Here is a 22,066-nt window from a genome sequence, read left to right on the forward strand (position 1 = left end):
AGGTTGGTTACTCGCAAGTAGCATGGGGTGCGGAAGCGCACCGCAGTGCCACCCCGCACCCTGGAGGAGAGCCATCGTGCCTCGTACCGTCAGGGATGTCGTCTTTGTCGACGGCGTCCGCACCCCGTTCGGCAAGGCGGGCCCGAAGGGCATGTACCACGAGACCCGGGCCGACGATCTCGTCGTGAAGGCGATCCGGGAGCTGCTGCGTCGCAACCCGGACCTCGACCCCGCCCGGATCGACGAGGTCGCCATCGCCGCCACCACGCAGATCGGTGACCAGGGGCTCACCCTGGGACGGACCGCCGGCATTCTCGCGGGGCTGCCGCAGTCCGTGCCCGGATACTCGATCGACCGCATGTGCGCGGGCGCGCTGACCGCCGTCACCAGCACCGCGGGCTCGATCGCGTTCGGCGCGTACGACATCGTCGTGGCCGGTGGCGTCGAGCACATGGGCCGCCACCCGATGGGCGAGGGCGTCGACCCGAACCCTCGGTTCGTGTCCGAGAAGCTCGTGGACGACTCCGCGCTGTTCATGGGGATGACGGCCGAGAACCTGCACGACCGCTTCCCGCAGCTGACCAAGGCGCGCGCCGACGAGTACGCGGTGCGCTCGCAGGAGAAGGCCGCGAAGGCGTACGCGAACGGCTCGATCCAGCAGGACCTGGTACCGATCTCGCTCCGCCGCACCACTCCGGAGGCGGGAGAGACCGGCTGGGGGCTGGCCACCGCCGACGAGCCGATGCGGCCCGGGACGACGCTGGAGATGCTGGCCGGCCTGAAGACGCCGTTCCGGCCGCACGGCCGGGTCACGGCGGGCAACGCGGCGGGGCTCAACGACGGCGCCACCGCCTCGCTGATCGCCGCCGAGGACTTCGCCCGCGCGCAGGGGCTGCCGGTCAGGATGCGGCTCGTCTCGTACGCCTTCGCGGGCGTCGAGCCCGAGGTGATGGGGTACGGACCGATCCCCGCGACCGAGAAGGCCCTCGCCAAGGCGGGGCTCTCGATCTCCGACATCGGTCTCTTCGAGATCAACGAGGCGTTCGCCGTGCAGGTGCTCGCCTTCCTCGACCACTACGGCATCGCGGACGACGACGAGCGCGTCAACCAGTACGGCGGCGCGATCGCCTTCGGCCACCCGCTGGCCTCCTCCGGCGTACGGCTGATGACCCAGCTGGCGCGGCAGTTCGAGGCACAGCCGCAGGTCCGCTACGGCCTGACCACGATGTGCGTCGGCTTCGGCATGGGCGCGACGGTCATCTGGGAGAACCCGCACTTCGACGGAGGCGACAAGTGAGCACCACGGAACTCCTGAAGGGCGCGGCCGAGCTGTTCCCCGGTGAGGTCGTCACCCAGGCGCAGGTACGCCACTTCGAACTCCCGGCGGGCGCGGGCCGGTTCGCCCTGATCACGCTGGACAACGGGTTCGACCACAAGAAGCCCACCACCTTCGGTCCGCAGTCGCTGGCCAACCTGGACGCGGCGCTCGACCAGGTCGAGCGGGAGGCGTCCGAGGGCTCGATCGTGGGCGTCGGGATCACCGGCAAGCCGTTCATCTTCGCCGTCGGCGCGGACCTCAAGGGCGTCGAGCTGCTGAAGCGCCACGAGGACGCGCTCGCGATCGGCCGGGGCGGCCACGAGGTCTTCAAGCGCATCGCCTCGCTGGCCGTGCCGACCTTCGCGTACTACAACGGCGCGGCGATGGGCGGCGGCGTCGAGGTCGGCCTGCACTGCACGTACCGCACGGTCTCGGCGGCCCTGCCCGCGTTCTCGCTGCCCGAGGTCTTCCTCGGGCTCGTCCCGGGCTGGGGCGGCTGCACCCTGCTGCCCAACCTGATCGGCGCCGACCGCGCGGTCACGGTCGTCATCGAGAACTCGCTCAACCAGAACAGGCAGCTCAAGGGCGGTCAGGTCTACGACCTGGGCATCGCCGACGCGCTCTTCGACGGCGCGGACTTCCTGGAGCAGTCGCTGATCTGGACCGCGGCCGTCCTCAACGGCGAGGTCACGGTCGTACGGCCCGAGGTCGACCGGGGCGAGGCGTGGGACCAGGCCGTCGCGCGCGGCCGGGCCGTCGCGGACTCCAAGGTGCACGGCGCGGCGCCGGCCGCCTACCGCGCGCTGGAGATCATCGAGGCGGCGAAGGACGGTGACCTCCAGGCGGGCTTCGACGCGGAGGACCGGGCGCTGGCGGACCTGATCATGGGCGGCGAGCTGCGCTCCGGGATCTACGCCTTCAACCTGGTGCAGAAGCGCGCCAAGCGGCCGGCCGGTGCTCCGGACAAGTCGCTGGCCCGTCCGGTCACCAAGGTGGGTGTCGTGGGCGCGGGGCTGATGGCCTCGCAGCTGGCGCTGCTGTTCCTGCGCCGCCTTGAGGTGCCGGTCGTGCTGACCGACGTCGACCAGGACCGGATCGACAAGGGCGTGGGCTATGTCCACGGCGAGATCGACAAGCTGCTGCTGAAGTCCCGGATCAACCACGACAAGGCCAACCGGCTCAAGGGCCTGGTCTCGGGCGTGCTGGACAAGGCCGAGGGGTTCGGGGACGCCGACTTCGTCATCGAGGCCGTCTTCGAGGAGATGGGCGTCAAGCAGCAGGTGTTCGCTGAGGTGGAGGCGGTCGCCCCGGCGCACGCGATCCTCGCGACCAACACCTCGTCGCTGTCGGTCTCCGAGATGGCGTCGAAGCTGAAGAACCCCGAGCGGGTCGTCGGCTTCCACTTCTTCAACCCGGTCGCGATCCTGCCGCTGCTGGAGATCGTGCGCGGTGAGCGGACCGACGACGCGGCGCTGGCCTCGGCGTTCGGGGTGGCGAAGAAGCTGCGCAAGACGGCCGTGCTGGTGAAGGACGCCCCGGCGTTCGTCGTCAACCGCGTCCTCACCCGTTTCATGGGCGAGATCCAGAACGTCATCGACGAGGGCACCCCGGTCGAGGTCGCGGAGCGCGCCGTGGAGCCGCTCGGGCTGCCGATGTCGCCGCTGGTCCTGCTGGAGCTGGTCGGCCCGGCGATCGGGCTGCACGTCTCCGAGACGCTGCACGGCGCCTTCCCGGACCGCTTCACCGTCTCCGAGAACCTCGCGGCGGTGGTGAAGGCGGGCAAGCGCGGCTTCTACGTGTACGACTCGGGGAAGCCGGAGCTGGACCCGGAGGTCGCGGCGCTGCTGAAGCAGGGCGACACGGTGCTGACCGAGGAGCAGACCCGGAAGCGGGTGCTGGACGCGGTGGCGCAGGAGATCGGTCTGATGCTGGACGAGGGCGTCGTCGCGGAGGCGCAGGACATCGACCTGTGTCTGATCACGGGCGCGGGCTGGCCCTTCCACCTGGGCGGTGTCACGCCGTACCTGGACCGTGAGGGCGTCTCGGAGCGGGTGAACGGCAAGCCGTTCCTGGCTCCCGGAGTGGCGAGCGTACCGGTGTAGCGCGGGTGTGGAGCGGGCCGTGCGGAGTCTCCCGTACGGCCCGTTCGCGTGTTCGGCGCGCCCGCGCCGACGCGCGGCCCTTTCGGGTCAGACCCGTACCCACGCCTCCAGGGCGAGGCCGGGCTCGGCCTTCTGGCGCGTCACCCGCAGCGTGCCGTCCTCACCGACCGCGGCGAGGACGACTCTGCCGAGGCCGTCGAGGGCGAGCGCGGGGGCGCCCGCGCAGCGCTCGCCGGTCCCCGTCCAGTTGAGGCCCGCCTCCTCGTTCTCCGTGGGGTAGGCGGCGACGTGCGGGCGGCCGTCGCCGCCGCGCTGCGCGAGGATCACGCAGTCGTGGCCGTCGACCGGGGTGCGCAGCGCGGCGAGCGGGCCGCTGCCCCGGCCGCCCAGGGCGACGGGGTCGGCCCCCGGCCGCCAGGCACGGAGCGTGGCGTCGTCGGGGTCGCGCCAGAAGTGGGTGAGCCGGCCGGCGCCGGTGCGCTCCGCCGAGAGGGTGCCGGAGGCGGCTCCGACGGCCGGTTCGTCCTCGGCGCGGGTCAGCGGCGCGTCGGACTTCTCGCGCAGCCAGCGCACCACCGCGCCACCGGCCGGGACCAGGAGGTCGAGGCGGCCGTGGTCGGTGACGGCGGCGGCGGTCTCGCCGGTCAGCAGCGTCCCCTCGGGGTCGGCGCCGCCCCACGGCTTCCAACGGCCGGTGGGCGACTGCCTCTTGGCGGAGAGGCCGCCGTTGGCGTTGCGCAGGAACAGCTGGAGGGAGCCGGTGTCGTCCAGCGCGGCGGACGGCAGTCCGATGTCGGCGCCCTTCTCCCGGTCCTTGCCGTGCGGATTGCCCAGTGAGTGCCAGTCCCGCAGCGGGCGGCCCGTCTGGAACTGGACCGCGTGCACGAGATCCGTGTCGTCGGGTCCGTCGGCCCGCGGCCGTCTGCGTACCGCCAGCAGATGGACGTAGCCCTCGGGGCTCCGGGTGACGCTGAGATAGGGCACCAGGCCCGGCAGCGCGAGCAGTTCGGGCCCCGCCCAGTCCGGGCCGCCCGGCCGTCGCTCGGTCCAGCGCAGCACTCCCCCGGCCGTCGGGGCGTAGGCCGTGAGTCTGCCGTCCTTGCCGCGCAGCAGCCAGCCGGTGGTCGCGGGGAGCGCGTCGGCGGCGGGGGGCGGGGGCGCGGGGTTCCGCCGCCGGTCGGTGGCCGGGTCCTCGCCCTCCGCCGGTCGCTTCGACATCCGTCCGGACCGCGGTGTCATGGCCTGCTGCCGCCTTCCCGAGCCGCCGGAAACCCAGAGCACGATAGTACGCGCGGGGTGCGCGGGCGGGCCGGGAGCCCTCCGTACGGCGCGGGGGCGGGGCGTTGTGGGAGGCTGCCGGTGTGCTGATGCGGTTGATCGTCGACGCGGCGAATGTGGTCGGTTCCGTCCCGGACGGCTGGTGGCGCGACCGGCACGGCGCCACCGAGCGGCTGCGCGACGCCCTGGTGGCGCACGCCGAGGAGGGCGTACCCGGCCATCCGGGGCCGGTCGAGGTCGTCCTGGTGGTGGAGGGCGCGGCCCGGCGGGTGGAGCCGGTGGCGGGGGTGCGGGTCGAGCGGGCCGAGGGCAGCGGCGACGACCTGATCGCCGAGCTGGCCGGCCGGGCGGCGGCGGACGGCGTCCCGTGTCTGGTCGTCACGGCCGACCGGGAGCTGCGCCGCCGGGTGACGGCGCACGGCGCGCTGTGCGCGGGGCCCGGGACCGTACGCCGCCGCCCGTCGTCCTCCTAGGGCGTGGGGGACGAGGAGGACGAGGACCGGTCGAGGCGGCTGTGCCGGCGTCCGTACACGAAGTAGACGACGAAGCCGATGACCATCCAGACGCCGAAGCGCAGCCAGGTCTCGGCGGGCAGGTTGAGCATCAGCCACAGGGACGCGAGCACGGACGCGATCGGCACGAACGGCACCAGCGGGGTACGGAACGCGCGCGGCAGGTCGGGGCGGGTCCTGCGCAGGATGATGACGCCGAGCGCGACGACGACGAAGGCGAAGAGCGTGCCGATGTTGACCAGTTCGGCGAGTTCCTCGATGGAGGTGAAGCCCGCGACGATCGCCACGATCACACCCAGCAGAATGGTCGAGCGGTACGGCGTGGAGAACCTCGGGTGGACATGGGAGAAGGTCCTCGGGAGCAGTCCGTCACGGCTCATCGCGAAGAACACCCGGGTCTGGCCGAGCAGCAGGATCATGCAGACCGAGGTGAGGCCGACGGCCGCGCCGAAGCTGATCAGTCCGGCCCAGAACGGATGGCCGACCGCCTTGAAGGCGTCGGCGAGCGGGGCGTCCACGGACAGCTCGGTGTAGTGCTGCATGCCGGTGACGACGAGCGAGACGGCGACGTACAGCACGGTGCAGATGAGCAGCGAGCCGAGGATGCCGCGCGGTACGTCGCGCTGCGGGTGGACGGTCTCCTCGGCGGCGGTCGCCACGATGTCGAAGCCGATGAAGGCGAAGAAGACCACGGCGGCGGCGGTGAAGATGCCCATGACGCCGAAGTTGCTGGGGGTGAATCCGGCCATCAGCTGGATGATGGGCGCGCTCAGTCCGGAGCCGCCGCTGCTCTCCTGGGACGGCGGGATGAACGGCTTGTAGTTGGCGCCGTTGATGAAGAAGGCGCCGACGATGATCACCAGCAGCACCACGGTGACCTTGACGCCGACAATGACCGCGGTGATCCGTGAGGACAGCTTCACCCCGATGACGAGGATCGCGGTGAGGATCAGGACGAGGAGGAAGGCGAGGAGGTCGAAGCCGAACCTCCCGTTCTGGGTACCGGAGAGCGCGTCCGGCAGGCTCAGCCCGGCGTTGCCCAGCAGGGAGCGCACATAGCCGGACCAGCCGACGGCGACCACCGCGCAGCCGAGGGCCAGCTCCAGCACCAGGTCCCAGCCGATGATCCAGGCGGGCAGCTCGCCGAGCGAGGCGTACGAGAAGGTGTAAGCGGATCCGGCGACCGGCACCGTCGAGGCGAACTCGGCGTAGCACAGGGCGGCCAGCGCGCAGACGACCCCGGCGACGGCGAAGGCGATCGCGGTGGCCGGGCCCGCCGTCTGTTTGGCCACCACACCGGTCAGGACGAAGATGCCGGTCCCGATGACCACCCCCACTCCGAAGACCGTCAGGTCGAGGGCGGAGAGGGACTTTCTGAGCGCGTGCTCGGGATCCTCGGTGTCCCGGATCGACTGCTCCACGTCCTTCGTGCGGAAGATACCTTTTCCGCTTCCGCCCGGTCCCGGGTCCTGCTGCGTGCTCACCGGCGTACCTCCGTATGCGCGTTCATCCGGCAATGATCGAGAGGCTTGCCGACGCCACTTACCCGGTAACGCGGTATTTCACACGGATGGGCCGTTCGGACCACCCGTACAGGGAGGTGCGAACGGCCCATCGGCGGTTCGGGGGCCGCGGCCGGCCCGCCGGCTCAGTCGCGGGCGACCTCGGCGTGAGAGTCGGCCAGCCGGCCGTCCAGCTTCGCGACCAGGCCGGTGACCTGGCGCGCGATGTCGGGGGCGGTCAGTCCGATCTCGGCCATGACCTCCTTGCGCGAGGCGTGGTCGAGGAAGCGCGGCGGGATGCCGAAGTCGCGCAGCGGTACGTCGACCCCGGCGTCGCGCAGCGCCTGGGCGACGGCGGAGCCGACCCCGCCGACCCGGCTGTTGTCCTCGACGGTGACGACCACCCGGTGCCGTTCGGCGAGGGGGGCGAGCGCCTCGTCGACCGGTTTGACCCAGCGCGGGTCGACGACGGTCGTCGTGATGCCCTGCTTGTCGAGCAGGCCGGCGATGTCGAGGCACATCGGGGCGAGGGCGCCGACGGAGACCAGCAGGACGTCGGCCGTGCCGTCCTCGGTCCTGCGCAACACGTCCATGCCGCCGACCTTGGCGACGGCGGGCACGGCGGGGCCGACCGCGCCCTTGGAGAAGCGGACCACGGTCGGGGCGTCCTCGACGGCGACGGCCTCGCGCAGCTGGGCGCGTACCTGGTCGGCGTCGCGGGGCGCGGCGATCCGCAGACCCGGCACGCACTGGAGGATCGACATGTCCCACATGCCGTTGTGCGAGGCGCCGTCGGTGCCGGTGACCCCGGCCCGGTCGAGGACGAAGGTCACCCCGCAGCGGTGCAGGGCGACGTCCATCAGCACCTGGTCGAAGGCGCGGTTGAGGAAGGTCGCGTAGACGGCGAAGACGGGGTGCACCCCGCCGGTGGCCAGACCGGCGGCGGAGACCGCGCCGTGCTGCTCGGCGATCCCGACGTCGTAGACCCGGTCCGGGAACGCCTTCGCGAACTTGTCGAGGCCGACCGGCTGGAGCATGGCCGCCGTGATGGCGACGATGTCCGCGCGCTCCTCGCCGAGCCTGACCATCTCCTCGCCGAACACCGAGGTCCAGTCGACGCCCGAGGAGGCGATCGGCAGACCGGTGTCGGGGTGGATCTTGCCGACGGCGTGGAAGCGGTCGGCGTCGTCCTGGAGGGCGGGCTGATAGCCGCGGCCCTTCTCGGTGATGCAGTGCACGATGACCGGGCCGCCGAAGCCCTTGGCGCGCAGCAGCGCGGACTCCAGGGCTTCGAGGTCGTGGCCGTCGATGGGGCCGACGTACTTCAGGCCGAGGTCCTCGAACATGCCCTGCGGGGCGATGAAGTCCTTCAGGCCCTTCTTGGCGCCGTGCAGGGTGCCGTAGAGGGGCTTGCCGACGACGGGGGTGCGCTCCAGGAGGTCCTTGCCGCGGGCCAGGAAGCGTTCGTATCCGTCGGTGGTGCGCAGGGTCGCGAGATGGTTCGCGAGGCCGCCGATGGTCGGCGCGTACGAGCGCTCGTTGTCGTTGACGACGATGACGAGGGGGCGGTCCTTGGCGGCGGCGATGTTGTTCAGCGCCTCCCAGGCCATACCTCCGGTGAGCGCCCCGTCACCGATCACGGCGACCACGTGGTCGTCCTTGGCGAGCACCTCGTTGGCCTTGGCGAGGCCGTCGGCCCAGCCGAGGACCGTCGAGGCGTGCGAGTTCTCGATGATGTCGTGGTCGGACTCGGCGCGGGAGGGGTAGCCGGAGAGTCCGCCCCTGCTCTTGAGCCGGGAGAAGTCCTGACGGCCGGTGAGCAGCTTGTGCACGTAGGACTGATGGCCGGTGTCGAAGAGGACCTTGTCCTTCGGGGACTCGAAGACCCGGTGCAGGGCGATGGTCAGCTCGACGACCCCCAGGTTGGGGCCGAGATGGCCGCCGGTCTTGGAGACCGCGTCCACGAGAAAGGACCGGATCTCCCCGGCCAGCTGCTCCAGCTGCTCCGGTCCGAGCCGGTCCAGATCGCGCGGTCCCCGGATGCGACTCAGCAACTCCCCCTGGTCGCCGGTCGCCGTCCCTGTCCGACGCGCTTCGCGCGGCACCTGCGTCACTGTGCCTCCTTGCTGCATTTGGAACTGGTCGAGCCTGCCGATCCGCCGAGTCTAATGTTCCACCCGCGCGGGTGGACGCCGGGCTGTGCGTTGTACGTCACCCATTCGACGGTACGTACGTCATATTGACGCCTGCCGGGACGCGGCTGTGCCCGACACCCCGGTGAAGGGGTGCCGGGCACAGCGGGACGGCCGGCGGGAGGCCGCGGCGGAGCGCTCAGGCGCGGCCGGCGGTCTTCTGGGTCTTCCGGGTGACGGCGTCGATGACCACGGTGGCCAGCAGCACCGCACCGGTGATCATGTTCTGGACCGCCGAGGCGACGCCCTGGAGGGCGAGACCGTACTGGATGGAGATGATCACCAGCACACCGAGCAGCGCGTTCCAGGTGCGGCCGCGGCCGCCGAAGAGGCTCGTACCGCCGATGACGGCCGCCGCGATGGCGTTCATCAGCAGGTCACCGGCGCCGGCGCTCTGGTTGGCCGAGGCGATCTTCGAGGCGATGAAGAGTCCGCCGATGGAAGCGAACGTGCCCGCGATGGCGAAGACCGAGGTCCGCACCAGGGTGACGTTGATACCGGCGCGGCGGGCGGCCTCGACGCTGCCGCCGAGTGCGAAGACCTTGCGGCCGTACGCGGTGCGGCGCAGCACGAAGTCCGTCACGACGAGGATCGCGAGGAAGATGACGACGGCGAGCGGCAGACCCTTGTACTGGTTGTAGACGATCGCCACGGCGAAGGCGGCGACCGCGAGCAGGGCCGTGCGGAGCACGATTTCGTTGAGCGGCCTGGACGGGACGCCGACCGCCTGCCGGCGGCGGTTCTCGAAGAAGGTCGTCAGGAAGAACACCACGACCGCGACGACGGCGAGGCCGTAGGCCGCGGCGACATCGGTGAAGTAGTAGCTGGTGAGCTTCACGACGACGCCGTCGGAGTCCAGGTTGATCGTGCCGTTGTCGCCGAGGATCTGGAGCATGAAGCCGGACCAGAACAGCAGTCCGGCCAGCGTCACGGCGAAGGCGGGCGCGCCGACCCGGGCGAAGAAGAAGCCGTGGATCGAGCCGATGACGGCGCCGCTGACGATCGCGACGAGCACCGCCAGCCACTCGTTCATGCCGTGGGTGACGCTCAGCACGGCGACGATCGCGCCGGAGACACCGCTGACCGAGCCGACGGACAGGTCGATCTCGCCGAGCAGCAGGACGAAGACGATACCGACGGCGATCATGCCGGTGCCGACCATCGCCACGGAGATGTCGGAGAGGTTGCCCGCGGTGAGGAAGTTCGAGTTCAGGCTCTGGAAGATGCCCCAGATGACGATCAGGCCGATGACGACCGGGATGGCGCCCAGGTCGCCGCCGCGTATCTTGCGCCGGAACTCGGTCACGTAGCCGGCGAGTCCCTGCTCGCGCACGAGCAGCCGGGGGTCGACCACGGTGACCGCGCCTTCGGCGGCGGGCGGCGCGTCGACCGGGGCGGGGGCGCCGGTCGCGGTGGGCTCGGCCGCCTCGTCGAGCGACGTGGAGGGCTTGTCCGTACTCACTTCTGAACCTCCACAGTGCGCGACGCGCGGCGGGTCACGGCGTTGTCCGTGGCACCGGTGATGGCGGCGATGATCTCTTCCTGGCTGGTGCTCGCGACATCGAAGACACCGTTGTTGCGGCCGAGCCTGAGCACCGCCACCTTGTCGGCGACGGCCTTGACGTCGGCCATGTTGTGGCTGATGAGGAGTACGGCGAGACCGCGCTCCCGCAGCCGCTCGACCAGGTCGAGCACCTGGGCGGTCTGCTCGACGCCGAGCGCGGCGGTCGGCTCGTCGAGGATGACGAGCTTGGGCTCGCCGAGCATGGAGCGTGCGATGGCCACGGTCTGGCGCTGGCCGCCGGAGAGCGAGGCGATCGGGATCCGGACGCTCGGGATGCGGATCGAGAGGGTGGTGAGCAGCTCGCGCGAGCGGCGCTCCATCTCGACCTCGTCGAGCACGCCCCAGCGGCGCAGTTCGCGGCCGAGGTAGAGGTTGCCGACGACATCGAGGTTGTCGCAGAGCGCGAGGTCCTGGTAGACGGTCGCGATGCCCAGGCCCTGGGCGTCCTGGGGGCGGCCGACCGTGACGCGGTCGCCTTCCCACTCGATGGCTCCGTCATCGATGGGGTGTACGCCGGCGATGGTCTTCACCAGCGTGGATTTACCGGCGCCGTTGTCGCCGACGAGGGCGACCACCTCGCCGGGGTGGACCTCAAGCTCTACATCGGTGAGCGCCTGGACGGCACCGAATCGCTTGGAGACCCCTCGCAACGCCAGCACGGGCGTAGCGGTCACGTGAACCATCTCCTTCGCCGCCTGACCGGCGGGGATGCCGCGCCGGGGGCGGCGCGGAGGTCGAGCAGAAGAGAACGGGGCTGGAGTGTCCGGCGCGGCGGCACGCGGGCCCGCCCGTCCGCTTCCGCGTGGTCGGCGCGGGCGGACCGGACGGGTCCCGTCGTTGCGTCCGGCACCCCGCCCCAGCTGCGGGGCGTGGACGGGCGGGGTGCCGGACGGGCTTCACCGGGACGGGCCGCGCGGGGCCGTGCCGGTCCCGGCTCCTGGCGGAGCGCGGGTACCGGGACGGGGCCGGCGGCTCTCTCGGCGGTGTCCACCCGGTCGGGCGGGCACCGCCGCGCGGTACTACTTGAGGCCGATCTTGTCGCAGGCGGCCTTGAACTTGCCGCCGCAGATCTCGCCGACGGTGTAGAAGCCGTCCTTGATGACCGTCTCGTTGATGTTGTCCTTGGTCAGCGAGACGACCGGGACGAGCACGGTGGGGATGCCCTTGGCGGAGTCGCTGTCGACGCTGTCCTTGGCGAGGGAGTCGAGCTTCTCGCCCTTGGCGAGCGCGACGGCCATCTCGGCGCCGATCTCGGCCTCCTGCGGGTACGACTTGTAGACGCTCATGAACTGTTCGCCGTTGACGATGCGCTGCACACCGGCGAGTTCGGCGTCCTGTCCGGTGACCGGCGGGAGCTTGGAGTAGCCCGCGCCCTTGAGCGCGGTGATGATGCCGCCCGCCATGCCGTCGTTGGCCGAGTAGACACCGATGATCTTGTTCTTGCCCAGCGCGGAGATGGCGCCTTCCATGTTGGCGTTGGCGTTGTCCGGCTTCCACTCCTTGGTGTCGTACTCCTTCCCGATGTTCACCTTGCCGTCGAGGGCGGAGTGCGCGCCCTTCTTGAACAGGGCGGCGTTCGGGTCGGTGACGGCGCCGTTCATCATGACGATGTCGCCGGACTTGGCCTTGTCGCCCAGCTCTTCGAGGAGGGCCTTGCCCTGGACCCGGCCGACCTCTTCGTTGTCGAAGGAGGTGTACGCGTCGATGGGGCCCTCGGCGAGCCGGTCGTAGGCGACGACGGGTATACCGGCGTCCTTGGCCTTCTGGATCGATCCCTTGATCGCCTTGGAGTCGACCGCGTCCACCATCAGGACGCTCACCTTGTTGGTGATCATGGTCTCGACCTGCTGGCTCTGCGTCGTCGCGTCCTGCTTGGCGTTGGCGTAGACGACCTTGCCGGTGCCGTCGGTCAGCTCGCTGACCTTCTTCTCGATCAGCGGCTTGTCGAACTTCTCGTACCGGGCTGTCTGGTTCTCCGGGAGAAGCAGGCCGACCGTGATCGGTCCCTTGTCGTCCGACTTGGACGCTTCGGCCTTGTCGCCGGACTCCTTCGCGCTGCCACAGGCGGCGAGAGAGACGGCCATCGCGGTTGCGGCCGTGGCCACGGCGGCGCGACGCATCGTTGCGTTCACTTCAAAAACCTCCCTGACGAGGCCGCGTCGTTGCGGCCGAGGTGGCAGGAAGTCAACTCGGCCACAGGGCCAGCGTCAAGGAGTAAATCCTTAACGAGATGACAACGGTGCCATTCGTTATCTAAGTGAAGGCAGGAAGCCCGGTGGGGAGGGCACTCTCCAACAGGGTCGAATCCCCCATCTCGCTCAGCACGAGCGCCAGCGCGCCGAGCACCTCCGCCCGGCCGCCGAGCGCGCCGGGCAGCACCGACAACTGCCGGGCCGCGCTGGGGATCGAGTACCGGGAGACCGACTCCCGTATCGGCGCGAGCACCAGCTCCCCGGCCTCCGCGAGGTCTCCGCCGAGCACCACCCGGCTGGGGTTGAGCAGATTGCACAGGTTGGCCACCCCGCTGCCGACATGACGGCCGACATCGGCGATCACCCGGCGGCAGCCCGGGTCGCCCTCCCTGGCGAGCTGGACGACCCGCTCCATGGTCAGGTCGGGCCCGTGGCTGGAGCGCAGCAGCGGCAGCACGTAGCGGGCCGCCGCGAAGGTCTCCAGGCAGCCCCGGTTGCCGCAGCGGCACACCGGACCCGACTCGTCCAGCGTGATGTGGCCGATCTCGCCCGCCGTGCCGCCGGGTCCCCGGTAGATCTGGCCGTCTATCACCAGTCCGGCGCCCACGCCGCTGGCGACCTTGATGTAGGCGAGGTCCCGGACGCCGCGCCCGCTGCCCCAGACCAGTTCGCCCAGCGCGCCGAGGTTCGCGTCGTTGTCCACGTACACCGGCACGCCCAGCCGTCCGGCCAGTTCGTCACCGGGGTTGATCCCGCTCCAGCCCGGCAGGATGGAGGTGGAGCCGAGCGTGCCCGACTCGACGTCGATCGGGCCCGGGACGCCGAGTCCGACACCGATCACCTTCTGACGGCTGACGCCGGTGGCCACGATCAGCCGCTCGACCAGCTCCTCGGCCCGGCCGAAGCCCTGGGCGGACGAGGCGTCCACGTCGAGCGGCTCCGACTCCTCCGCCAGCACCTGGTGGGCGAGGTTGCCGACCGCGACCCGCAGATGCGTATGGCCGAAGTCCACCCCGACGACGATGCCGGCGTCCCCGCTCAGCGAGACGCTGCGGGCCCGCCGGCCGCCCGCCGAGGTGGGCGTGACCTGGACCGTTCCGCCGTCCTTCAGCTCACGGACGATATTGGAGACCGTGGCCGCCGACAGTCCCGTGGACCTGGCGATCTCCGCCTGGGTGAGGGAACCGGCCATACGCACCGCGCGTACGACCCGTTCGAGGTTGGCCCGGTGCAGCGAAGACTGCGACCCTGGAGTCTCCACGAAGCATCCACTCCTGCCCTTGGCGGGCGGCACGACCACCGCCCCCGGCCGGGGCCGCGACGATGAGACCCCGACGTATCTCCAACTTGTGAACCCTAAGCTCAGCCTTTCGGTCAGCTTCCCGTCAAGACCTTGAGCGAGTACGCCTACGGATGAGCGCGGTTCACGCCACCGCTGCGGCCGGGCACGGACCATGACAAAACCGTCCGCCGGCCGAGGCCGGCGGACGGTGCGGAGGGAAGACCGGCTACTTCAGCGCCCCCGCGGTCAGACCGGCCACGACCTGGCGCTGGAAGATGATGTAGGCGGCGAGCACCGGGAGCATGGCCATCACCAGCCCGGCGAAGAGGCCCGACCAGTCCCCCTTGTACCCCTGGCTGACCGCGAGCTGCACCAGCCCCTGCGAGAGCACCTTGTGGTCCGCGTCCGTGTTCAGCACCGTCGGCAGCAGGTACTGGTTCCACTGCCCCAGGAAGTTGAAGATGCCCACGCTGATCAGCCCCGGCTTGGCCATCGGCAGCATCACCTGGAAGAACGTCCGGGTGTGCGAGGCGCCGTCGATGAGGGCCGCTTCCGCTATCGAGGTGGGCAGCGTCCGGAAGAACGAGGTCAGGAAGAAGACCGTGAACGGCAGCGAGTAGGCGATGTAGACCAGGATCAGCCCGTGGAACGTGTTCAGCAGGCCCACGTTCTTCATGACGAAGAACAGCGGGACCAGCGCGAGGATGATGGGGAAGCTCATCCCGCCGATGAACAGGTAGTAGACGAAGCGGTTGCCGGGGAACTCGAAGCGCGCCAGCACATAGGCGGCCATCGAGCCGAGCAGCAGGGTGCCGAACAGCGAACCGGCCACCACCAGAAGGGTGTTGAGGAAGTAGTCGCTCATGTGGGCCTGGGTCCAGGCGCGCGACCAGTTCTCGAAGTGCAACGTGTCCGGAAGCGCCCACGGCGAGGTGAAGATGGACCGGTCGTCCTTGAAGGACGTCATGACGGCCCACAGCAGCGGCAGCGTGACCAGCAGGGCCCAGATCACCAGCACGCCGTGCGAGAAGACGTTGAGGACGCCGCCGCCGCGCGACTGCTCGGCGGGCGGCACGGGCTTGCGGGGCGCGGTGGTCGGGGCCGTGACCGTGCCGGTCACGGGCGGGGTGCCGGGCGGCGGGGTGTCGGCGGGCGGAGGGGTGTCGGTGGTCTTCATCAGTACTCCAGCCGCTCGCGCCGGCCCAGTCGCATCACGACGGCGGCGAAGGCCAGCGTGACGACGAGAAGGGCGACGCCGATCGTGGTCGCGTAACCGGCCTGACCGTCACGGAACGCCTTCTGGTAGACGAGCAACGTCAGGACATTGGTGGACTCCGCGGGGCCGCCGGGCCCCACGGTCATGATCTGGACGACCGCGAACGACTCGGCGCCCAGGGCGAGGATGCCCATGTAGACCCAGCCGGACTGCACGGTGTCCCACAGCAGGGGCAGGGTGATCCGGAAAAAGGTGGTGACCCGGCTCGCGCCGTCCAGCAGCGCCGCCTCGTAGAAGTCCTTGGGGATGGAGGCCATGCCCGCCGAGAACAGCACCACGAAGAAGCCGGTGGTGGACCAGACCAGCACGGCCATCACACACCACAGCGCCAGCTGCGGATCGCCCAGCCAGTCCGGCCGCACACTGTCCAGACCGACCGCCGCGAACGCGGAGTTGATGGCACCGCTGTTCGGGTTGTACGCGAACTGGAAGAGCAGTGCGACGATCGCGATCGACAGCACCTGCGGGAAGAAATACACGATCTTGTAGAAGCCGGAGCCCCGTACCCCGGCGACCGCCGCGCCCTTCCGCCGGCGCCCGCCGACGTTCAGCATGAACGCGAAGAACAGCGCGAGCCCGAGCACCACCACCGGCAGCAGCAGGGCGAAGGCGAGGCTGTGCCGCAGCGAGCTCCAGAAGGTGTCGTCGCCGAACATCCGGCGGTAGTTGTCGACGCCGACGATGGTGAAGTCCGGGCTGAGCCCGGTCCAGTCCGTGAACGAGTAGTAGATGGACTGGACGAACGGCCATACGACGAACAGCGCGTAGAGCGCCAGTGGGCCGATGAGGAAGCCCACGATGAACCGGTACTTGCCGTGTTGCATGTCTCCGACCCCGAATCCTCCGGCGGAAGCCGCCGTACTGCCATGGGGGTGGCCCGCCGGGCGGGCCGGTACCGGAAGCCCCGGCGGGGCCTGCGGCCGCCGGGCCGGGTCCGCGAAGTACCGCCCGGCCGGCACCGTCCGCCCCGCCCTCGGCGCGGCCGGTGCCGCTTCCTCGGACCCGTCCCCGCGCCTACTGGTGCTTGTAGTGCTTGATCGAGCCGTCCTTGGCCGCGTCGTCCGCGTACTCCTGGCACTTCTTGACGGCCTCGGCGGGCGTCATGCGCCCGGCCATCATCTCGCCCAGCGCGCCCGAGCCGATCTTCTCCTTCTGGAGGGCCACGTACCAGTCCTGGAGCCGCGGGTTGAGGACGTTGTCACCCGCCTTGGCCAGCGAGTCGACGCCCGACTGGAGCGCGGTGGGGAGCGTCAGCCCGTCCGTACCCCCGTTGAAGGCGCTCAGGGACTTCACCTTGGACGTGAAGTTCTTCGAGGACGCCTCGCTCAGCATGATGCGGAGCTGCTCCATGCCGCCGTCGGGGTTCTTGGCGTTGGCCGGTACGACGAAGGGCTCGCCGCCCGACGCCCAGAGCGTGCCGAACGGGAGCTTGTCGGAGCTGTCCAGACCGGACGGCGCGGCGACCTTCATCGCGAAGTTCTCGGGCGTCGTCTTCGCCGCCTCGTTCTCCACCCACGAACCGTTGGGGATGAACAGCGCCTTGCCCTCGGTCCACGCCGTCTGCGACTGGATGTGGTCGAGCCCCGGGGTGCCCTTGAGGATGTATCCCTTGCGGAACAGCTCGTAGTACGCCTCGAAGGCCGCCTTGACCGCCGGGTGCTTCCAGGCGTTCGGCTCCAGGTTGTCGATGGCGTCGAGAACCTCGCGGCCACCGATCTTGCCGATGAACGGGTAGAGGGAGAAGGGGATGTAGTACGGGTACTTGCCGGCGTACGTCCAGCCCGCGATGCCCTTCTTCTTGGCCTTCGCGCACAGGGCCAGCATCGCGTCCCAGTCCTCGGGGTACTCCGCGTCCAGGTTGTCCAGCGCGGTCTGCGAGTACCAGACGCCGTAGACCGTGTACGCGTAGTACATGATCCACACCGGATCGCCGTCGAGGCGGCCCATCTCCAGGACACCCGGACGCAGCGTGTCCCGCACCTTCTTCGCCGGGTCGTCGTAGGAGGGCGCGTCCATCAGCGGGGTGAGGTCGGCGAGTTGCTTCTTGCCGACGAGGACGCCCATGTCCATCTGCTCGGCGCCCGAGTTGTCGATCAGATCGGGCGGCGTGCCGCCGTTGAAGCGCGACTGGAGCTCGGTCTGGATCTTCTGTGTCGGGGTGAAGCCCACCTTCGCCCCGGGGAACGCCTTCTCGTACAGCTTGACGGCGTCGGTGGCGTACTCCGTACCGAACCCGCCGTCGAACAGGACGAAGTCGAGCGGCGCGCTCTTGTTCACCCCGAGCGGGTTCTTCTCGGACTTCTCGCCCTTCTCGGCCTTCTCGCCGCTCCCGCCGCCGCTGCTCGCGCACGAGGCGAGAAAGCTCATGGTGGGAACGGTGATCAGCCCGATCGCGGCGGACCGCTTGATCACATCGCGGCGGCCGAGGCCCCCGTCGTGTCGAGCGGAGATGGATCCCATGCTCAAGTCCTCGCCTTCGTCAGGGCTCGGGCGGTGTGCCGGTCGCCCGTTCTTCCCCGCGGAGGGGAGAGAGGAGGAGACTTGGCCACCGCCGTCGAAATTAAGGCTGGTCGTGCTGGATTTCCGTGCGGAATTACCGTGTCCGGATAACGCCCGGCGTGATCGGGCAGAGCCCTCCCCGCCGCCCGCGGCCCACCGGCATCGAGCGTCCGTCCGGCCTTCGCGACCGTCCGAACGGATGCCGACAGGTATAGTCCACTTCCCGCCGACTGAGCAAGATCGAAAACGGGTGAGGACGGCAGTCTTTCCCTAGTTGAGACCTCGTGGATATCCGGCCCGGCTTTTCGGCACTTCGATCATGGCAGTCAGCCCCCGGGGACATATTCCGGACACGCCGCCACGTCAACACCCTTGACACCAACCGCCACTTGGCTCCTACTGGACCCTGCGCTTCTCGTTTGACAACGTTGTCCTACTGGGTAAGCAGGAGGAAAAGCCCGCCATGCAGCAGAGAACCGGAACCCGGAGCAGACAATGGCATACGGCCGCCCTGGTGGCGGCGGCCTCATTGCTCGTCGTGACGGCCCAATCCGCCGCCATAGCACAGCCATCTCAACACCGTCCGCCACAAAAGGAATTCATTTCGTCTTTCGAGGAGGACGATCCCCAGCCGGACTGGCGCAACACCGTCGAAGTGGGGCCCGGGGGCGAGAAGCGGGCATCCGGTGTGGACGGCGGCTCCACCGGCGGAATTCCGGGCAATTTCACCGACCGTGTGGTCGAGGTGCGTGCCAGCGACGAGAACGCGGCCGGCGGTGAGACCAAGGAGAACCTGGTCGACGTCCAGCCCTCGACCAAATGGCTCGCCTTCCGGTCCACCGCCTGGGTGGAGTTCGACCTCGACGCACCGGCCAAGGCCGTCACATACGCCCTGACCTCGGCGAACGACCACCCGGAGCGCGACCCCCGGGACTGGACGCTCCAGGGCTCGGTGGACGGCAAGGAGTGGAAGGACCTCGACCGCAGGACGGGCGAGACCTTCGGTCAGCGCTTCCAGACCAGGTCCTACGAGGTGGCGGCGTCGGCCGCCGCGGCCTACCCGCACTACCGGCTGGACATCACCGCGAACAACGGCGCCTCCGACGCCACCCAACTCGCCGATGTGCAGCTGTCCGACGGTGATACGAGCACCCCCGCGCCGCAGGACATGCGCACCCGGACCGACCGCGGCCCCAGCGGTTCCCCGACCGCCAAGTCCGGTGCCGGGTTCACCGGGAAGAGGGCGCTGAAGTACGCGGGCACGCACACGGCGGCCGGACGCGCTTACTCGTACAACAAGGTCTTCGACGTCGATCTGCCGGTGCGCCCCGACACGGCGCTCTCGTACCGGATCTACCCGGAGCTGCCGGCGCTCCCGGCGCCCGACCTCGACTATCCCGCCACGAACGTGGCCGTGGACCTCGCCTTCACCGACGGCACCTATCTGAGCGATCTCAAGGCCACCGACGCGCACGGCGGGCTGCTCACGCCGCAGGGGCAGGGCGACGCCAAGCGCCTCTACGTCAACCAGTGGAACCAGGTCGACGCCCGGATCGGCGCGGTCGCGGCGGGCAGGACCGTGGCCCGGATCCTGGTGGCGTACGACTCCCGCAAGGGGCCCGCTTCCTTCCAGGGCTGGATAGACGACATCAGTCTGAAGCCGAAACCGGTGGAGAAGCCGCTGGCGCACCTCTCGGACTACGCGTCCACCACCCGGGGCACCAACTCCAGCGGTTCCTTCTCGCGCGGCAACAACTTCCCGGCGACCGCCGTGCCCAACGGCTTCAACTTCTGGACGCCGGTGACCAACGCGGGCTCCAACAGCTGGCTGTACGAGTACAGCCGCGCCAACAACGCCGACAATCTGCCCACCGTCCAGGCGTTCAGCGCGAGCCACGAGCCGAGCCCGTGGATGGGCGACCGGCAGACCTTCCAGCTGATGCCCTCGACGGCCGCGGGGGTGCCGGACGCCTCCCGTACCGCCAGGGCGCTGCCCTTCCGGCACGAGAACGAGACGGCCAGACCGCACTACTACGGCGTGACCTTCGAGAACGGTCTCAAGACCGAGATGGCCCCGACCGATCACGCGGCGATGGTGCGCGTCACCTATCCGGACGACAACGCGAGCATGGTCTTCGACAACATCTCCAACGCGGGAGGTCTGACCCTCGATCCGGCGACCCGCTCCTTCAGCGGCTACTCGGATGTCAAGAGCGGACTGTCCACCGGCGCGACGCGCCTTTTCGTATACGGCGTCTTCGACGCGCCGGTCACCGCGAGCGGCAAGCTGAGCGGGGGCGGCGGAGCGGACGTCACCGGCTATCTGCGCTTCGACGCGGGCAAGGACCGCACGGTCACGTTGCGGCTCGCGACCTCGCTGATCGGTCTCGACCAGGCCAAGAAGAACCTGGCCGACGAGATACCGGCCGCCACCCGCTTCGAGCGGGTCGAGAAGGACGCCCAGCGCGCCTGGGACGGCATCCTGGGGCGGGTGCGGGTCGAGGGGGCCACCCAGGACCAGCTGACCACGCTCTACTCCAACCTCTACCGGCTCTACCTGTATCCCAACTCCGGCTTCGAGAACACCGGTACGAAGTCCCGCCCGAAGCAGCGCTACGCCAGTCCGTTCTCCCCGCAGACCGGACCCGACACCCCGACCCGGACGGGCGCGAAGATCGTCGACGGTGAGGTGTACGTCAACAACGGTTTCTGGGACACCTACCGCACCACCTGGCCCGCGTACTCGCTGCTCACGCCGGAGAAGGCGGGCAAGCTGGTGGACGGCTTCGTCCAGCAGTACAAGGACGGCGGCTGGACCTCACGCTGGTCGTCCCCCGGGTACGCCGACCTGATGACCGGCACCAGCTCGGACGTCGCCTTCGCCGACGCGTACGTCAAGGGCGTCGACTTCGACGTGAAGGCCGCGTACGAGGCGGCGGTGAAGAACGCCACCGTGGTCGCGCCGCGTTCGGGCGTGGGCCGCAAGGGCATGGAGACCTCGACCTTCACCGGCTACGCCTCCACCGCCACCCACGAGGGCCTGTCGTGGTCGCTGGAGGGGTACCTCAACGACTACGGCATCGCGCGGATGGGCGAGCGGCTGGCCGCGACGACCAGGAACAAGCGCGAGAAGGCGCGTTACGAGGAGGAGTCCGCCTACTTCCTCAACCGGGCCCGGAGTTATGTCTCCCTCTTCGACGAGAAGGCCGGCTTCTTCCAGGGCCGCGACGCGAAGGGCGACTGGCGGGTGGACTCGGAGAAGTTCGACCCGCGGGTGTGGGGCAACGACTTCACCGAGACGAACGGCTGGGGTTACGCGTTCACCGCGGTGCAGGACAGCCGGGGACTGGCCAACCTGTACGGCGGCACGGCGGGGCTCGCGAAGAAGCTGGACACCTTCTTCTCGACGCCCGAGACGGCCACGGCCGAGTTCAAGGGCTCGTACGGCTCGGTCATCCACGAGATGACGGAGGCCCGCGACGTACGGATGGGCATGTACGGCCACTCCAACCAGCCCGCCCACCACATCCCGTACATGTACGACGCGGCCGGGCAGCCGTGGAAGACGCAGGAGAAGGTGCGCGAGGTGCTGAGCCGCCTCTATGTCGGCAGCGAGATCGGCCAGGGCTACCCGGGCGACGAGGACAACGGCGAGATGTCCGGCTGGTACGTCTTCTCCGCGCTCGGCTTCTACCCGCTGGTGATGGGCAGCGGTGAGTACGCGATCGGGTCGCCCCTCTTCACGAAGGCGACCGTCCGCATGGACAACGGACGCACCCTGGAGATCAAGGCGCCCAAGAACAACGCGCGGAACATCTACGTGCAGGGCCTCAAGGTCAACGGCAAGACCTGGAACTCCACCGCGCTCCCCCACGATGTGCTGGCGCGCGGCGGCCGGCTGGAGTTCGCTATGGGACCGGCCCCCTCCTCCTGGGGAACGGGCAAGAACGCGGGCCCCGTCTCGCTCACCCGGGACGACAAGGTCCCCGCGCCCCGTACGGACGCCCTGACGGGTCCCGGAGCCCTCTTCGACAACTCGGCCACCACCGAGGCGCCGGTCGATTCGGTCGACCTGCCGGTCACCTCGGCGACCCGGGCGGTCCAGTACACCCTGACGTCGGGGAAGGCGGCCGGCGCGCCGACGGGCTGGAGACTGGAGGGCTCGGCCGACGGCACAACCTGGAAGACCCTGGACACCCGCTCCGGGGAGTCCTTCGCCTGGGACGGCCAGACCCGCGCCTTCACGATCGCCAAGCCCGGTACGTACGCCAAGTACCGCCTGGTGAGCGCCGCCCCGGCGACGCTGGCCGAGGTGGAGCTGCTGCGCTAGTCCCGTCCCGGTGACCCAC

The 22,066-nt window shown here is 69.8% G+C and carries 14 protein-coding genes; 4 read left to right on the forward strand and 10 right to left on the reverse strand.

The annotated features are described in order from the left end of the window. The first annotated feature begins 76 nt into the window (after positions 1–76). Complete coding sequence (locus tag ACFY6S_RS06310) at positions 77–1,297, forward strand: thiolase family protein (RefSeq protein ID WP_388823429.1); 1,221 nt, start codon at positions 77–79, stop codon at positions 1,295–1,297. Then, entirely contained in the window at positions 1,294–3,420 is a 2,127-nt protein-coding gene (locus ACFY6S_RS06315; protein ID WP_388823431.1) for a 3-hydroxyacyl-CoA dehydrogenase NAD-binding domain-containing protein, read from the forward strand. Before ACFY6S_RS06310 ends, ACFY6S_RS06315 begins: the two co-directional genes overlap by 4 nt. An 87-nt stretch (positions 3,421–3,507) precedes the next feature. On the opposite strand, the gene ACFY6S_RS06320 is transcribed toward ACFY6S_RS06315, so the two are convergent. Further along, entirely contained in the window at positions 3,508–4,638 is a 1,131-nt protein-coding gene (locus tag ACFY6S_RS06320) for a hypothetical protein (protein WP_388823433.1), read from the reverse strand. 149 nt (positions 4,639–4,787) lie between these two features. Here ACFY6S_RS06320 and ACFY6S_RS06325 point away from each other — a divergent pair, with 149 nt between their 5' ends. Further along, a complete protein-coding gene (locus tag ACFY6S_RS06325) occupies positions 4,788–5,171 on the forward strand; it encodes an NTP pyrophosphohydrolase (RefSeq protein WP_388823880.1) in 384 nt (127 codons plus the stop codon). On the opposite strand, the gene ACFY6S_RS06330 is transcribed toward ACFY6S_RS06325, so the two are convergent. The 9 genes from ACFY6S_RS06330 to ngcE all read right to left on the reverse strand — a co-directional run bounded on the left by ACFY6S_RS06330 (position 5,168) and on the right by ngcE (position 17,678). Then, positions 5,168–6,694: an amino acid permease gene (locus tag ACFY6S_RS06330; RefSeq protein ID WP_388823435.1), complete on the reverse strand. Its 1,527-nt coding sequence runs from the start codon at positions 6,692–6,694 to the stop codon at positions 5,168–5,170. The two genes, ACFY6S_RS06325 and ACFY6S_RS06330, sit on opposite strands and share 4 nt — an antisense overlap. Positions 6,695–6,858: 164 nt before the next feature. Next, positions 6,859–8,766, reverse strand: a complete 1,908-nt coding sequence (gene dxs, locus ACFY6S_RS06335) for a 1-deoxy-D-xylulose-5-phosphate synthase (RefSeq protein ID WP_388823882.1) — start codon at positions 8,764–8,766, stop codon at positions 6,859–6,861. A gap of 277 nt (positions 8,767–9,043) precedes the next feature. Beyond that, positions 9,044–10,366 carry a sugar ABC transporter permease gene (locus ACFY6S_RS06340; RefSeq protein ID WP_388823437.1) on the reverse strand — a complete coding sequence of 441 codons (1,323 nt, stop codon included), beginning with the start codon at positions 10,364–10,366 and terminating at the stop codon, positions 9,044–9,046. After that, positions 10,363–11,151 carry an ATP-binding cassette domain-containing protein gene (locus ACFY6S_RS06345; protein ID WP_388823439.1) on the reverse strand — a complete coding sequence of 263 codons (789 nt, stop codon included), beginning with the start codon at positions 11,149–11,151 and terminating at the stop codon, positions 10,363–10,365. Before ACFY6S_RS06345 ends, ACFY6S_RS06340 begins: the two co-directional genes overlap by 4 nt. Positions 11,152–11,487: 336 nt before the next feature. Further along, positions 11,488–12,588: a sugar ABC transporter substrate-binding protein gene (locus tag ACFY6S_RS06350; protein ID WP_388823884.1), complete on the reverse strand. Its 1,101-nt coding sequence runs from the start codon at positions 12,586–12,588 to the stop codon at positions 11,488–11,490. A 133-nt stretch (positions 12,589–12,721) separates the two neighbouring features. Further along, on the reverse strand, positions 12,722–13,921 hold the full coding sequence (locus ACFY6S_RS06355) for an ROK family protein (RefSeq protein ID WP_388823441.1): 1,200 nt from the start codon (positions 13,919–13,921) through the stop codon (positions 12,722–12,724). 247 nt (positions 13,922–14,168) lie between these two features. Continuing rightward, complete coding sequence (locus ACFY6S_RS06360; RefSeq protein WP_388823443.1) at positions 14,169–15,119, reverse strand: carbohydrate ABC transporter permease; 951 nt, start codon at positions 15,117–15,119, stop codon at positions 14,169–14,171. After that, complete coding sequence (locus ACFY6S_RS06365) at positions 15,119–16,042, reverse strand: carbohydrate ABC transporter permease (RefSeq protein WP_388823445.1); 924 nt, start codon at positions 16,040–16,042, stop codon at positions 15,119–15,121. Before ACFY6S_RS06365 ends, ACFY6S_RS06360 begins: the two co-directional genes overlap by 1 nt. 190 nt (positions 16,043–16,232) lie before the next feature. After that, positions 16,233–17,678 carry an N-acetylglucosamine/diacetylchitobiose ABC transporter substrate-binding protein gene (ngcE, locus tag ACFY6S_RS06370; RefSeq protein ID WP_388823447.1) on the reverse strand — a complete coding sequence of 482 codons (1,446 nt, stop codon included), beginning with the start codon at positions 17,676–17,678 and terminating at the stop codon, positions 16,233–16,235. A 502-nt stretch (positions 17,679–18,180) separates the two neighbouring features. Here ngcE and ACFY6S_RS06375 point away from each other — a divergent pair. Next, positions 18,181–22,047, forward strand: a complete 3,867-nt coding sequence (locus ACFY6S_RS06375) for a GH92 family glycosyl hydrolase (RefSeq protein ID WP_388823449.1) — start codon at positions 18,181–18,183, stop codon at positions 22,045–22,047. Positions 22,048–22,066: the final 19 nt, after the last annotated feature.

It is taken from the genome of Streptomyces sp. NPDC012835 (assembly GCF_042900885.1).
Classification (GTDB): domain Bacteria; phylum Actinomycetota; class Actinomycetes; order Streptomycetales; family Streptomycetaceae; genus Streptomyces.